At 65.4% G+C, this 13,932-nt stretch carries 13 protein-coding genes; 7 read left to right on the top strand and 6 right to left on the bottom strand.

Annotated elements, in window-relative coordinates:
• The first annotated feature begins 64 nt into the window (after positions 1–64).
• Positions 65–1,918, top strand: a complete 1,854-nt coding sequence (locus tag AB7008_RS32620; protein ID WP_369525493.1) for an ATP-binding protein — start codon at positions 65–67, stop codon at positions 1,916–1,918.
• A gap of 66 nt (positions 1,919–1,984) precedes the next feature.
• Here AB7008_RS32620 and AB7008_RS32615 read toward each other — a convergent pair whose 3' ends face one another.
• Positions 1,985–3,157, bottom strand: a complete 1,173-nt coding sequence (locus AB7008_RS32615) for a M20 aminoacylase family protein (RefSeq protein ID WP_041954871.1) — start codon at positions 3,155–3,157, stop codon at positions 1,985–1,987.
• A 118-nt stretch (positions 3,158–3,275) separates the two neighbouring features.
• Complete coding sequence (purB, locus tag AB7008_RS32610) at positions 3,276–4,583, bottom strand: adenylosuccinate lyase (protein ID WP_028158449.1); 1,308 nt, start codon at positions 4,581–4,583, stop codon at positions 3,276–3,278.
• A gap of 568 nt (positions 4,584–5,151) precedes the next feature.
• Between purB and AB7008_RS32605 the strand changes: the two genes are divergently transcribed.
• A complete protein-coding gene (locus AB7008_RS32605; RefSeq protein WP_441260121.1) occupies positions 5,152–5,739 on the top strand; it encodes a TetR family transcriptional regulator in 588 nt (195 codons plus the stop codon).
• A 36-nt stretch (positions 5,740–5,775) separates the two neighbouring features.
• Here the strand turns inward: AB7008_RS32605 and AB7008_RS32600 are convergent, their stop codons facing one another.
• From AB7008_RS32600 to AB7008_RS32585, 4 genes are all read right to left on the bottom strand, one after another.
• Complete coding sequence (locus tag AB7008_RS32600) at positions 5,776–6,066, bottom strand: hypothetical protein (protein ID WP_014494166.1); 291 nt, start codon at positions 6,064–6,066, stop codon at positions 5,776–5,778.
• Between the two features lie 96 nt (positions 6,067–6,162).
• The gene (locus AB7008_RS32595) at positions 6,163–7,194 is read right to left on the bottom strand and encodes an MBL fold metallo-hydrolase (protein WP_304490456.1); all 1,032 of its coding nucleotides are present in this window, start codon (positions 7,192–7,194) and stop codon (positions 6,163–6,165) included.
• Between the two features lie 144 nt (positions 7,195–7,338).
• Positions 7,339–7,989 (bottom strand): response regulator, encoded by a 651-nt coding sequence (locus AB7008_RS32590; protein WP_441260120.1) that lies wholly within the window; start codon positions 7,987–7,989, stop codon positions 7,339–7,341.
• Between the two features lie 7 nt (positions 7,990–7,996).
• Positions 7,997–9,367, bottom strand: a complete 1,371-nt coding sequence (locus tag AB7008_RS32585; protein WP_304490455.1) for a sensor histidine kinase — start codon at positions 9,365–9,367, stop codon at positions 7,997–7,999.
• 214 nt (positions 9,368–9,581) lie between these two features.
• On the opposite strand from AB7008_RS32585, the gene AB7008_RS32580 reads away from it, so the two are divergent.
• From AB7008_RS32580 to AB7008_RS32560, 5 genes are all read left to right on the top strand, one after another.
• Positions 9,582–10,352, top strand: a complete 771-nt coding sequence (locus AB7008_RS32580; protein ID WP_304490454.1) for a MotA/TolQ/ExbB proton channel family protein — start codon at positions 9,582–9,584, stop codon at positions 10,350–10,352.
• Positions 10,349–11,035, top strand: coding sequence for a hypothetical protein (locus AB7008_RS32575; RefSeq protein ID WP_028147462.1), 687 nt, complete (start codon positions 10,349–10,351; stop codon positions 11,033–11,035). Before AB7008_RS32580 ends, AB7008_RS32575 begins: the two co-directional genes overlap by 4 nt.
• Positions 11,028–11,633, top strand: a complete 606-nt coding sequence (locus AB7008_RS32570; protein ID WP_304490453.1) for a hypothetical protein — start codon at positions 11,028–11,030, stop codon at positions 11,631–11,633. The genes AB7008_RS32575 and AB7008_RS32570 overlap by 8 nt, the downstream gene beginning before the upstream one ends.
• Before the next feature lie 117 nt (positions 11,634–11,750).
• Positions 11,751–12,491 carry a metallophosphoesterase family protein gene (locus tag AB7008_RS32565; RefSeq protein WP_304490452.1) on the top strand — a complete coding sequence of 247 codons (741 nt, stop codon included), beginning with the start codon at positions 11,751–11,753 and terminating at the stop codon, positions 12,489–12,491.
• A 6-nt stretch (positions 12,492–12,497) separates the two neighbouring features.
• Entirely contained in the window at positions 12,498–13,931 is a 1,434-nt protein-coding gene (locus tag AB7008_RS32560) for a serine/threonine protein kinase (protein WP_304490451.1), read from the top strand.
• The last annotated feature ends 1 nt before the right edge of the window (position 13,932 follow it).

Below are 13,932 nucleotides of genomic sequence, written 5' to 3'. Positions count from 1 at the left end.
CATCATGCTCTGGCGTCGGCACCAGAACACGCGCGGTCACACGAGCATCGAAGACCCACGGTCAATGTCCGTTCCTGTTCGGGCCCTGCCTCTGCGATGGTTTGCTCGTCCGCTGATCCTTGCGGTCGCAGTGCTTGTGGCCCTGTTTGCCGCGACCAGCTTCCTCGGCCTGCAATATTGGCAGGAGCGGCAGGCAGCTCATCACTTCATCGAGCATAGCCGCCAGGTCCTCGAAACGCTCGATCGGCTGCGGGCGATCGTCGCGGAACTGGAGACTGAAAGGCGCGGGTATCTCATGACCCTCGACCCCGCCTATCTCAAGGCCTACGGCGTCTCTGACGAAAGTGTACGGCGGGAGGCTCAGGCGCTGCAGATGTTGGTGGCGGACGATCCGTTGCAGGGCCTTCGGGCCGGACATCTGGCGCTGACCGTTACAGCCACGCTGCGCGAGATCGACCAGCTGCTGAAGACGGCCGGCACGTCCGGGCTGGCCGCGCTGGCAATGATCCGCAGCATGGACGAGGTCCGCTCGCAGATCGACCAGATGGTGGATCACGAGCGCTTTCGGCTCGCCGACCGGGAGGCGCGCGCCGAAGCATTCGAGCAACGCTGGACCTGGCTGATCGCCGGCGCCGTTGTACTCGTCGTCGCGCTGGCCGCAGCGGCGCTGGCGCTCGCGCGGCTCGAAGCGAAACGGCGGAGAGAGGCGACCGAGGAGAACATCCAGCTCCAGAGTGATGTTGCGGCACGGGATATCAAGATCAGGCGCCTGTTCGATGCCAACATCATCGGCATCATCATATGGGAGGTCGAGGGGCGCATTCTCGAGGCCAACGATGCCTTCCTGCGCATCGTGGGGTACGACCGGGAAGATCTCGCCGCGGGGCGCCTGCATCGGACCGACCTCACGCCGCCGGAATGGCGCGACCGCGACGTGCAGACCGTGACGGAACTGAAGCGGGTCGGGACGGCCCAGCCATTCGAGAAGGAGTATGTGCGAAAGGACGGAAGCCGTGTGCCGGTGCTGATCGGCGGGACCATGTTCGGAGAAGGTACGGATCATGGCGTCGGCTTTGTCCTTGATCTGACGGCTCTCAAGCGGGCGGAAGCCGAAGGCCGCGAACACGAGCGGCGCTACCGTGAAGCGCTGATGGAGCTCGCGCACGCCAATCGCGTCACCACGATGGGGCAGCTGACCGCTTCGATCGCCCATGAAGTCAACCAGCCGATCGCCGCGATCGTGGCGAACGCCGAGGCCGGGCTGAATTGGCTGGCAGCGCAACCGCCGGATCTGGAGCGGGTTCGACAGACCTTCGACTGGATCACCGGTGACGGCATGCGAGCCGGCGACATCATCGGCCGGATCCGGGCGCTGATCAGGAACGCGCCACCGCAAAAGGAGACTCTGGAGATCAACCCGGCGGTGCTCGAGGTCATCGCGCTGACGCGCAGCGAAGCGTTCAAGAACGGCGTCTCGGTGCGAACGCAATTTGTCGAGGGCTTGCCGCCGATTCAGGCCGACCGGGTTCAGCTTCAGCAAGTGGTGCTGAACCTGATCGTCAACGCGATCGAGGCGATGGCCGCGGTCGGTGAGGGAGGACGGGAGTTGCTGATCAGCACCGGTCGGGATGCATCCGACGGCGTCCACGTCACTTTGCGGGATTCCGGTCCGGGGCTGGATCCGAAGAACGTGGAGCGGCTGTTCGAAGCCTTCTACACTACCAAGCCCACCGGCATGGGGATGGGGCTCGCCATCTGCCGCTCGATCATCGAGGCACATGGCGGGCGGATGTGGGCCGGCGCAAACGAGCCGCGGGGCGCCTTCTTCCAGTTCACCCTGCCTCTCGCCTCAGACGAGACCGCATCTCGTCCGCTGGAGGCGGATGAGCCAACGGGTCAACGCTCTGCGGCGCGATGACGGGCTCCGCGTGGCGTGGCCCTTTGGCGCGAATGTCGCCGGGGCCACGGCTTCCGCGAAGCGGCGCTAGCCCGCCGGCATCCGCGTCTCCACCAGGCGCGCCCAGTAGGAGGCGCCGTGGCCGAGGATGTTGTCGTTGAAGACATAGGCCGGGTGGTGGCACTCGTTGCCGTCGCCCATGCCGACCAGGATCATCGCGCCGGGACGAGCTTCCAGCATGAACGAGAAGTCCTCGGCGCCCATCATCGGGATGAACTTGTCGTTGACGCGCTCGGCACCGACGATGTCGCGGGCGACGTCGGCGGCAAGGCCGGCCTCGCGCGCATGGTTCATCGTCACCGGATACATCCGCGTGTACTTGGTCTCGGCCGAGCCGCCATAGGCGCGGGCGACGCTCTCGGCGACCTCGCCGATGCGGCGCTCGACGAGATCGCGCACTTCAGGATCGAGCGTGCGGACGGTGCCGCTGAGCTCGGCGACTTCAGGGATGATGTTGAAGGCCGTGCCGGAGTGGAATTGCGTGATCGAGATGACGGCGGACTTCAGCGGATCGACGTTGCGCGCGACGATCGACTGCAGCGCGTTGACGATCTGCGAGCCGATCAGCACGCTGTCGACGGATTTGTGCGGACCGGCGCCGGCGTGGCCGCCCTTGCCGTGGACGATGATCTGGATGTTGTCGGAGGAGGCCAGCATCGCGCCGGGCGTGGTCGCGAAATGGCCCTCGGGCAGGCCCGGCATGTTGTGCATGCCGTAGACCTCCTGGATGTTCCAGCGCGTCATCAAGCCGTCCTCGACCATCGCCTTGCCGCCGCCGCCGCCTTCTTCCGCAGGCTGGAAGATCATGATGGCGGTGCCGTCGAAATTGCGCGTCTCGGCGAGATATTTGGCGGCGCCGAGCAGCATGGCGGTGTGGCCGTCATGGCCGCAGGCGTGCATCTTGCCGGGAACCTTGGAGGCGTAGGCGACGCCCGACGTCTCCATGATCGGCAGCGCGTCCATGTCGGCGCGGAGGCCAATGGTCTTGCCGGAGGCCGACTTGCGGCCGCGGATCACGCCGACGACACCGGTCCGGCCGATACCCGTCACCACCTCGTCGCAGCCGAATTCGCGCAAGCGATCGGCGACGATGCCGGCGGTGCGATGAACCTCGTAGAGCAGCTCCGGGTTCTCATGGAAGTCATGGCGCCAGGCGGCCATTTCGTCGGAGAGGGCGGCAACGCGGTTGACGATGGGCATGAGGAGATCCGTTTCTTGTTCGTGGGGTGGGTCAGCGTAGCGTAACCCACCGCCGTGTCACGAGGAATGGTGGGTTATGCCTTCGGCTAACCACCTTACAGTTTCTGCGGACGCGCGCTCAGCTCTCGCCGAACACGCGCTTGAAGATCGTGTCGACATGCTTGAGGTGATAGCCAAGGTCGAACTGCTCCTCGATCTCGGCGTCGGTGAGATATTTCTTCACTTCAGTGTCCTTCTTCAGGAGCTGGAGGAAGTCGCCTTCGCCGCGCCAGACCGGCATCGCGTTGCGCTGCACCAGCTTGTAGGCGTCCTCGCGGCTTGCACCCTTCTGGGTCAGCGCCAGCAGCACGCGCTGCGAATGCACGAGGCCGCCGAGGCGGTCGAGGTTCTTCTGCATGTTGGCGGGGTACACCAGCAGCTTGTCGATCAGGCCGGCGAGGCGCACCAGCGCGAAGTCCAACGTCACGGTCGCATCCGGGCCCATCATGCGCTCCGCGGAGGAGTGCGAGATGTCGCGCTCGTGCCAGAGCACGACGTTTTCCAGCGCCGGCGTCACGTAGGCGCGGACCATGCGGGAAAGGCCGGTGAGGTTTTCCGACAGCACCGGGTTGCGCTTGTGCGGCATCGCCGACGAGCCCTTCTGGCCTTCCGAGAAGAACTCCTCGGCCTCAAGCACCTCGGTGCGCTGCATGTGGCGGATCTCCACGGCAATGCGCTCGACTGAGGAGGCGATCACGCCAAGCGTCGAGAAATACATCGCGTGGCGGTCGCGCGGGATGACCTGGGTGGAGATCGGCTCGGGGACGAGGCCCATCGCCTTGGCGACGTGCTCTTCGACGCGCGGGTCGATCTGGGCGAAGGTGCCGACGGCGCCGGAGATGGCGCAGGTCGCGACTTCCTTGCGTGCCGCGATCAGGCGCTCCTTGGCGCGGGTGAATTCGGCATAGGCATAAGCGAGCTTGAGGCCGAAGGTCACAGGCTCGGCGTGGATGCCGTGGCTGCGGCCGATGGTCGGCGTCATCTTGTGCTCGAAGGCGCGCTTCTTGAGCGCCGCCAGCACCTTGTCGAGATCGGCGAGCAGGAGGTCGGCGGCGCGGGTGAGCTGGACGTTGAGGCAGGTGTCGAGCACGTCGGACGAGGTCATGCCCTGGTGCACGAAGCGCGCCTCGGGGCCGACGATTTCGGCAAGGTGGGTCAGGAAGGCGATGACGTCGTGCTTGGTCTCGCGCTCGATCTCATCGATGCGGGCGACGTCGAAAGTGGCGTCCTTGGCCTTGGCCCAGACCGTCTTGGCGGCCTCCTTGGGGATAGTCCCGAGCTCGGCGAGGGCGTCCGCCGCGTGCGCCTCGATCTCGAACCAGATCTTGAACCGGGTCTGCGGCTCCCAGATCGAGGCCATTTCCGGGCGGGTATAGCGGGGGATCATCAGACTGCTCCAGGAAGGTGGGCGGGCGGCCCAGGGGGGGCGGCGACCGGCCAAAATGCTTTTTACGCCGTGATCTAGCAGAGCGGGCAGGGCGAAACAAACGATCTGGACCCCGGGCGAGGGGGATCGGCGAGCTATCCACCGCCCCCGACCGGCCCAAGCGGAGGAGACGCCGCCCACAAAAATTAAGTGTCAATCACGGATCATTGACTGACAGATATTGAAATCTGTCAGCGAGACGTGTATATCCCTTCTCGGAAGTTCCAATTGGGCGTCCCGTGGTGACCCGCCCGGGGAGCCCGAGGTCCGAAACACTTGCGGATCGCGGGACGTAATTCAGCGGTGGGGACCGTGGACGAATGGAGACTTAAGAAAATGACGACCGAAATCATCAACTTCACCGGGACGATTGGGCATTGGCTCAATTTACTGGTCGCGCGCCAGATCGCGGCGCAGGCTGCAAAACTGCCTCATTAAGGCGAGAGCTTTCCGAAACGACCGGCACGGGCGCTTCGGAAGCAGCTCCATCGCCGGGTAACTGAGCCCTCAACGGGAACATGGTGCTGGCATGAATGAAGTCGTGATCTTGACGCCGGAGCGGATCCTCGAAGTCACCGAGGACGTTCTGCGGCGCTACGGACTCGCCAAGGCCACCGTGGTTGACGTTGCTCGTGCGCTCGATGTGAGCCACGGCAGCGTCTATCGCCATTTCCCGAGCAAGGCCTCGCTGCGCGAGGCCGTCGCCAAGCGTTGGCTGGATCGCATCGACGCGCCGTTGCTGGCGATCGCAGAGGAGCAGGGGCCGGCGCCGGCGCGCCTCGACCGCTGGCTGCGCACGCTGTTCGCCGCCAAGCGTTCGCGCGTGCTCGACGATCCCGAGATGTTCGACACCTATCTGACACTGGCGCGCGAGGCTTGCGCCGCCGTCAAGTGCCACAAGGACACCATGATCGATCAGATCGCGTCGATCCTGACCGACGGCGTGAAGCAGGGCGTGTTCGAGGTGGGCGACGTCAAGGTCACCGCCCGCGCTATCTTCGATGCCACCGTCCGCTTTCACCATCCAGCCCATGCCGACGAGTGGAAGGACGCCGATCTGCCCGCCCGTGTCGATGCGACCCTGGCGCTGGTGCTGCGCGGGTTGAAGGCGGCCTAGGCCGACACGCTCCAGCCAAAGCGTCTAACCACTGATTCAGCCTTTCGCCTTGTGCAGCAGGGCTTCCTCGCGAAGGGGAGGCGAGCGGGTCGATTGCCTTCCGTTGGAGGATGGGACTACCGGCGGGCTCTCCGGATATGTGTTCACCGCGATTTCGACAGCGTCCTTTGACCGCTTCCGAATGCGATAGAATGTAAGCTCCTGATCGAGTGCGGGGCAGCGGAAGTGGACGACTGCCGTATCCGGCAAGCGGCAGAGTTCGTCGATGAGCTCGCCCACGGTGAGTAGCGGAGGATCGACGACCGTTCGGTGCGTGGCCTTACTCATGGCGCAACTCCTTCACTCTGCTGCTAACCAAAGCGCGACGGTGTCGGTTCCATTCCGCTCGCCTCAAGCGCTGGATAAAGGCGCGAACTGCGCGCGCTAGAGCGCGGATCCCGACCGCTGGCTGCGCGACCGCAAGATGCCGAACGGGTCTTCGCGCCCGGCCAGTTTCCGATATGTCTTGAGGTCGTCCAGCGTCGGACCTTCCCCGCGTCTGGCATTCCCATTCGTTCCAACCGGAATCGACGTGCCGAGGCCGGCATAGAGATAGCTGTCGCCGAACGCCTTCTTGAGCGCGGCAAAAGTCGGCTCACCGGTGCAATGTCCCGGTGCTACGGCGTCGACCTTGAACCTGTCCTTCAGAGCGGTAACGACTTTCGCGATCGCATCGTCAGGCGCCACGACCAGATGAAATCCGCCCGCGATGAGATGAATCCTGGGATTGATACCGGTCGCCGCTTCGACAATGCGCTCGATCCCGGGGTGCGAACAACCGACCAGAAGGACTACGCCTTCTGCGGTGTTGACGGCCAAAGACAGCTCCTTGAGCTCTCTTGTCCCGGGCGCGTCGGAGATCAGCGAAATCAGCGTGATGCCTGGAGCAATCTCTGTCGTTTGATCAATCAGTTCGAAGTTTGCGTTGGCCCATGCCGAGCCGAACTTGATCATCGCTGGGGGCTTACCTCCGTAGTACCGCATCTCCGGCGGCAGGGCCTCGTCTTTCCGGTAGAATCCGGAAGGCAGCGAAGAGCCGTAGATGCCAAATCCTTCCCTGGGCGCGTAGATCTTGACGGTCGGATTGACGCTCAGGACGTAGGACAGACCCGCCATATGATCGGAGTGGCGGTGCGAAAGAACGACAAAGTCGAGGTCCGAGAGGTTGACACCCCTGGCCTTCACGTTTGCCGCGAAGATTTCGGGGTCGTTACCCGTGTCGAACAGGATGCGTTTTCCCGCGACTTCGACAAGGGCGGAAAAACCCCAGTCCTTTGTCATCGCGTCATTTGTGCCGAAGGCGTCGTAAAGAATGGTGATCTGGTCTTTCGCCTCGGCTGCTGCGCTTTCGGTGGTTCCGCTCGCGACAACGTTGAAGGCGATCAATGCGGCAAGAAGACTGTCCCTGATGTTCATGGAAGCGTCTCCTGTTGTTGTGCGAAACATACAACGGGAACGAGGGCGGCTTCGAAGACGATCGAGCCTAGCACAATCTGAGAGCGACTGGAGACCTTCGTTGGGGCGGCCGGCCGGAACCAGATGGCGTCCAGCCACCAAGCTCTAGATCCGAGTCAGCCCGCAGCTCGCGGCCAGCCGCACGAGCTGCGCGTCGGTGCGCGCGCCGGTCTTGGTCTTGATCAGATAGTGATAGTTCTGCACCGTCTTGACGCTGAGATTGAGATGCGCGGCAATCTGCTCGGTCGTCGCGCCGCCGGCGAATTGGTGCAGGATCTCGATTTCGCGCTCACCCAGTTGGTCCAGCGCCGAGCCGGCCGACAGGCTGTCCTCGGCCAGGATATGCGCGATGTCGTCGCTCATGGCACGCTCGCCGCGCGCAACGCTGCGGATCGCGGTGACGACCGCGGAGGGTTCGCTGCTCTTGGTGACGAAGCCGCTCGCGCCGGCACTGAAGGCGGCTTTCACCAGCACGGCTTCGTTGTGCATGGTGAAGACGAGGATGCGCGCCCGCGGGCTGCGCGCGCGGATGTTGCGGATCGCCTCCAGCCCGCTCGCGCCGGGCATCGAGATGTCCAGCAAGACGACATCAGGGTCGTGCGCCTTGAAGGCGCCGTAGGCGTCGGCCGCGTTGTCGGCCTCCGCCACGACATGGAGATCGCCCTGACTCTCCAGCACGCGGCGGTAGCCTTGCCGCACGATCGGATGATCGTCGACCAGCAGCACGGAGATGCCTGTTGCCGCGACCTCGCTCATGTCGGCCTCACGCGGCGAGCGGGATGGTGGCGGCGACGCTGAGGCCTCCTCGCGCAGGCAGGATCGAGAGCGATCCGCCGGCCGCCGCGACCCGCTCGCGGATGCCGGTGAGGCCGAAGCCGGCCGACTGCGCCACGCGTGTCGCGTCGCCGCCTCCGTCGTCCTCGACACGGATCAGCAACGCGTCGTCGTCACCGGCGCGCCGCTCGATGCGCAGGGAGATTTCGCGCGCCGAGCTGTGGCGCAGTGCGTTGGTCAGGCATTCCTGCGCCACGCGATAGGCGGTGGTGGCGGCCGGGCCGCTGATGTCGGTGAGGTCGCCCTTGAGATCGAGCCGGATGGTCGGCCGCGCTGCGCTTTGCGAGCGCCAGCTGTCCACCAAATTGACCAGGCTGGCCTCGAGCCCAAGCTCCTCGGGCAGGGGATTGCGCAGGCGTTTGAGCGCATCGCGCAGCGAGGCCATCAGATGATGGGTGGCCTGCGAGATCATGCGCGCGTCCTGCGCGATTCCGCTATCCTTGCTCTGCTTCGCGCTTGCCGTCTCGATCGTGTTGGCAAAGGCGAGGATGGCGGAGAGATTTTGGCCGAACTCGTCGTGCAGCTCGCGGGCGAGCGCGCGGCGTTCGTCGTCACGGATCTCGATCAGGCGCCTTGTCAGCGCCGCGCGCTGTTCGGTGGCTTCCTCCAGCCGGCCGCCGAGCTCGCCGACGGCGCTGCCGATCATCGCCAGCTCCATGGAGCGGAAGCGCGGCAGTTTCGTGCGATACTGGCCCCGCGCCATGCGCTGGAGCGCGGTGACGATGGTGCGCGCCGGCGCCAGCGCGTGCGCGATGGCGAGCGACGCCAGCAGCGCGATCGCCGCCGCCATCAGAAGCGCGACATCGACCACGTTGAGGAGATACTCCCAGGCAAGCGAGATGGCCGCCGCGGCATCCGGCGTCGCGACGACCGTTCCGGCGGCTGCTGCGCGGGGACTGACGGGCCTTATCACTTCGGCGTGGCTGCCGAGGAAGATCGGTACGATCGCGATGAACCAGTCCGGCGGCGTCTTGCCTAGCCCCACGCTCTGGCCGCAGAGCGGCCTTTCGAATGCGATCGCCGGCTGGAACTCGACGCAGACACCGGGCGAGATCAGCTTCATAGTCTCCAGGGTGCGCCACTCCGGAACCGGCAAGAGCTGCTCGCGCGTTCTGCTGCTGCGCAACAAGAACTCGTGCCAGTACAGCGCCTGAAGCGCCTGCGCGACCCGCTGCGCCGAGGCCGCGGTCGCCCGGTCGACGCTGCGATAGGCGTCGAACGTGGCCCAGACGGTCGCAGCGCCAAGGCAGAGCGCGACGATGAGAAGCAGACGGGCGACAAGCTGAAGCACGAGGCGCATGCGATCACCCTCAACGTTTGGTAAGGTCAGCCTAACAACGCCGCCGCGCCTTGCCAATTGCAGGGTTTGGGCCGGATTGCAGCTCGGGCAAATTTCCCAAGCCGGATTGGGCATGGCTCTTTGGACCGCGCGCGGCGGCTTTGATCTAATCGGGGTGGAATCGTTGCAGGCCAATCCCTGCAAGCCAATCCCTGCAAGCCAGGAGCGGTGCAGCATGAGTTCGATGACGATTGGACCGATCTCGGGGTCTGCTGCCGACCCATCCGAGCGCAGCGCGCTGCTGTTCTGGATGATCTTCACCGGGCTGTCGATCTTCGCCGTCGTGCTGCTGTGGCGCTTCGGCCTGATCCGTCTGATGCTGACCTCGGACCGCACCTACATTTCCAGCGTGATCGCGCTGCTCTATGTCGTCACCTGCGGCCACTGCTTCCTGCGGACACGGGCGATCGCCCGTGAAGGCGCGGCAGCACGGCGGTGCCGGGCGGTGCTCGCGGCGCCCGGGGGCAGCAAGGCGCTCGACGGCAGCGCGGCCGCGCTGCCACGCGGGCTGGTGCGGGACCACATCGAGAGCCTCGTGGCGAAAGCGTCTGCGCAGGACTACCGGGCGGTCGACCAGACGCTGCTGCTGCGAACGCTGGCCGACCGGCTGCGCGGCTCCAACGGGTTCGGTGCCTTCGTCTCGGACACGCTGATGAAGCTCGGCCTGCTCGGAACCATCATCGGCTTCATCATCATGCTGGCGCCGATCGCGGGGCTGGATGCCGCCGACAAGGTCGCGATGCGCTCCTCGATGGGGCTGATGAGCGATGGCATGGCAGTCGCGATGTACACGACGCTGGCGGGCCTCGTCGGCTCGATCCTGGTCCGCATCCAGTATTACATGCTGGATGCCGCGACCCAGCGGGTGTTCTCGGATGCGGTGGTGCTGACCGAGACCTATGTGACGCCGGTGCTGGAACGCAAAGGCGCTGGAACCGCGTCATGATGGATGACTTTGGTCTCTATCCGCGCGAGGAGCCGTTCGATCCGCTGGGCGTGATGCTGTTCAAGGCGCTCCAGGTGATCGCCTTCCTGTTCTTCCTCGCACTCCTCGCGGTGTCGCCCGATGCCAAGGACGGCAAGATCGACTCCAAGGCCGAGTTCATGATCACGCTGGACTGGCCGGACAGCCATCCAGACGATCTCGACCTGTTCGTGCAGGATCCCGCAGGCAACATCGCCTGGTATCGCCACCGCGAAGCCGGCTTCCTCACGCTCGATCGCGACGACCGGGGCGGAGCCAACGACTTCATCATGGTCAACGGCAAGAAGATCGCCTCGCCGATCCGCGAGGAGATCGTCACGGTGCGCGGCATCCTCGCCGGCGAATACACTGTCAACGTTTCACATTTCGTGGCGACGACCGGCGAACCGGTCCAGGCCAATGTGAAGGTGCAGAAGCTCAATCCGACCGCGCAGGTGGTCTTCGACAACAAGTTCACGCTCGATCACACCGGCGACGAGAAGACCGCGGTGCGGTTCCGGCTCGACGCGGAGGGAAAGGTCGTCAATGTGGACCAGCGGCCGAAATCGCTGCTGGAGACGTTCCGCAGCAGTTGGCGCAACGGCGCCGATCTCGACCCGCGGACGGGGGTGAGCAAGAACGCTGTGAGGGTGCGCCGTGACTAGCCCGCAGACGGTCATCCTCACGCTATCGGTCGCCTACGCCGTTATCGGCGCGCTGCTGCTGGTCGTGCTGGTCTATGCGCGGCTGCACTGGTCGTTGAAGGCCGTCGCGGTGGTCGTGACCAGCGCCTTCTATGTCGTCAGCTTTACCGAGATGCGCGGGCTGCTGGGCTGGGCCAGTTCCGACCGGCTGCCGGCGACCTTCAAGCTGCTGAAGGCCCGCATCGTCGAGCCGCATTCGCTGGAAGGCGATCCCGGCTCGATCTATCTCTGGGTCGAGCAGCTCGATGAGGACAATCGGCCGAGCGGCATCCCGCGCGCCTTTCGTGTGCCCTACAATGACAGGCTCGCCGACAAGACCCATGCGGCGGAGAACGAGATCGCGCTGGGACATCCGCAAGGCGGCCGCGCCGCCGATTTCGGCGGCGGCGATGGCAGTCTGATCGACATGGTCCGGGAATATGTGACGCCCAGGACCATTCTGGAGACTAGTGGCGGCGATTCCTCGACCGGCGAATTCCTGGCACCACCCGCCGGCGCGCAAGGCGCGGTGTTCACCCCGATTCCGCCGCCCCGGATGCCGCCGAAGGACGAGCAATAGGCTCTTCACCATCGCGACAGGGGCCCGCTGGAAAACGCACCCGCACTGGCGCATCTTCTTGACGTCCCTCAATTTGGCCTTATCGGCTTCCGATAAGGCCTTTGGGGTGGAGGGTGCGTGCTTCTCGCTGTCTTCTCGGATATCCACGGCAACCGGCAGGCGTTCGAGGCCTGCCTGAAGGTTGCCCGCGCGAAGGGCGCGGAGCGGTTCGTCCTGCTCGGCGATTTCGTCGGCTATGGCGCCGATCCGGAGTGGGTCGTGGATACCGTGATGGGTCTGGTCCGGGACGGCGCCATCGCCGTCCGCGGCAATCATGACGAGGCGGTCAACACCACGACCGAAACCATGAATGCGGAGGCGCAGATCGCGATCGAATGGACGCGCGGGCGGCTCGACGTCGCGCAGCGGCGGTTCCTCGCCGAACTGCCGATGCTGGTGGATGAGAAGGAGCGCCTTTACGTCCACTCGGAGGCCTCGAGCCCGCAGCGCTGGCACTATGTCCGTTCGACGGCGGATGCCGCCAAGAGCCTGATATCGACGCCCGCCCATGTCACCTTCTGCGGCCACATCCATCGCCCGGCGCTCTATTCGATGTCGGTGACGGCGAAGATGACGAGCCTCGTGCCCAAGACCGACGTTTCCGTGCCGCTGCTGCGCGGGCGGCAATGGCTGGCCGTGCTGGGCTCGGTGGGCCAGCCTCGCGACGGCGATCCATCCGCAGCCTTCGTGCTGTTCGACACCGTGTCGTGCCAGATCACCTATTGCCGCGCGCCCTATGACATCGCGAGCGCGGCGAACAAGATTCGCGAGAACGGCCTGCCGCCCTGGCTCGCCGACCGGCTGTCGCAGGGACGCTAGAGGCCGATGCGGCAACCCCTGGTCAAATCAGGCGCCGAGATCGACGGCTACACCATCGGCGACTGCGTCCATGCCGGCGGCATGGCGACGCTGTGGACCGTCACCCATCCCGGCATCGACGTGCCGCTGCTGATGAAGATTCCGCGGGTGTCGGAGGGCGAGGACCCCGCCGCGATCGTCTCGTTCGAGATGGAGATGATGATACTGCCGCGGCTCGCCGGGCCGCACGTGCCCTCGTGTTTCGGCACAGGCGACTTCGCGCACCAGGCCTACGCCGTGATCGAACGCATTCCCGGGACCACGCTCTACAAGCGGCTGCCCGACCTGCCGCTCCCATATGAGGAGGCGCGGCAGCTCGTCGCGAAGATCGCCGCCGCGCTGGCCGATCTGCACCGGCAGAACGTGATCCATCACGACATCAAGCCGAGCAGCATCATGTTCCGCGATAGCGGCGAGGCGGTCCTGATCGACTACGGCCTGTCGCACCACAACCATCTGCCGGACCTGTTGCAGGAAGAATTCCGCCTGCCTTACGGCACCGCGCCCTACATGGCACCCGAGCGGTTGCTGGGTGTGCGCGACGATCCGCGCAGCGATCTGTTTTCGCTGGGCGTGCTGCTCTATTTCTTCACCACCGGCGAGCGTCCCTTCGGCGAGGGCGAGACGTTGCGCGCGATGCGCCGCCGGCTGTGGCGCGATCCGCACCCGCCGCGCGAATTGCGCGCGGACTATCCGCCCTGGCTCCAGGAGGTGGTGCTGCGCTGTCTCGAGATCGAGCCGGTGTGGCGCTATCCGACCGCGTCCCAGCTCGCCTTCGATCTCGCTCATCCGGAGCAGGTCAAGCTCACCGCGCGTTCGGAACGGCTGAAGCGCGACCCGTTAAGCGTGGCCTTGCGGCGGCGCTTCAACCTGGGCGTCATGGCGCCGCGCGCGAAATCGGACGTCGCCGCGCAAATCGCCTCCAGCCCGATCCTCGCGGTCGCGCTCGACACGGTGGAAGGCGCGGGCGAGCTGAACGAGGCACTGCGCGTGACGACCGAGCGCATTCTCGCGACGCTGCCGTCGGCGCGGCTTGCCTGCGTCAACGTGCTCAAGCTCAACCGCATCGCGATCGACCGGACGCTCGACGAGCAGGGCTCCAACAAGCATATCGACCGCCTGGTCGCGCTCCGGCATTGGGCGACGCCGCTCAAGCTGGATGAGAGCCGGCTGTCGGTTCACGTGCTGGAGGCCGTTGACCCTGCCGCGGCGCTGCTGGAATTCGCCGAGGTCAATCAGGTCGACCACGTCATCATCGGCGCGCGGCAGAGCTCGTTCCGCCGCACGCTGCTCGGCAGCGTCTCGGCCAAGGTGGCCTCGGAGGCGGCCTGCACCGTCACTGTGGTGCGGCCGCCGCGGATGGCTACGGCGAAACCAGACGCCGGCGTCGTGTGGGGCTAGG

This window comes from Bradyrhizobium sp. 521_C7_N1_3, from assembly GCF_052075975.1.
Classification (GTDB): domain Bacteria; phylum Pseudomonadota; class Alphaproteobacteria; order Rhizobiales; family Xanthobacteraceae; genus Bradyrhizobium; species Bradyrhizobium japonicum.
The sequence above is the reverse complement of the archived record's forward strand: the minus strand, read 5'-3'. Positions and strand labels throughout refer to the sequence as shown.

Bases quoted from the DNA above. Each gene is read 5' to 3' on its own strand.
- AB7008_RS32620 (WP_369525493.1), top strand. From the start codon at position 65: ATGTCCGTTCCTGTTCGGGCCCTGCCTCTGCGATGGTTTGCTCGTCCG.
- AB7008_RS32615 (WP_041954871.1), bottom strand. From the start codon at position 3,157: ATGCCCATCGTCAACCGCGTTGCCGCCCTCTCCGACGAAATGGCCGCC.
- purB (WP_028158449.1), bottom strand. From the start codon at position 4,583: ATGATCCCCCGCTATACCCGCCCGGAAATGGCCTCGATCTGGGAGCCG.
- AB7008_RS32605 (WP_441260121.1), top strand. From the start codon at position 5,152: ATGAATGAAGTCGTGATCTTGACGCCGGAGCGGATCCTCGAAGTCACC.
- AB7008_RS32600 (WP_014494166.1), bottom strand. From the start codon at position 6,066: ATGAGTAAGGCCACGCACCGAACGGTCGTCGATCCTCCGCTACTCACC.
- AB7008_RS32595 (WP_304490456.1), bottom strand. From the start codon at position 7,194: ATGAACATCAGGGACAGTCTTCTTGCCGCATTGATCGCCTTCAACGTT.
- AB7008_RS32590 (WP_441260120.1), bottom strand. From the start codon at position 7,989: ATGAGCGAGGTCGCGGCAACAGGCATCTCCGTGCTGCTGGTCGACGAT.
- AB7008_RS32585 (WP_304490455.1), bottom strand. From the start codon at position 9,367: ATGCGCCTCGTGCTTCAGCTTGTCGCCCGTCTGCTTCTCATCGTCGCG.
- AB7008_RS32580 (WP_304490454.1), top strand. From the start codon at position 9,582: ATGAGTTCGATGACGATTGGACCGATCTCGGGGTCTGCTGCCGACCCA.
- AB7008_RS32575 (WP_028147462.1), top strand. From the start codon at position 10,349: ATGATGGATGACTTTGGTCTCTATCCGCGCGAGGAGCCGTTCGATCCG.
- AB7008_RS32560 (WP_304490451.1), top strand. From the start codon at position 12,498: ATGCGGCAACCCCTGGTCAAATCAGGCGCCGAGATCGACGGCTACACC.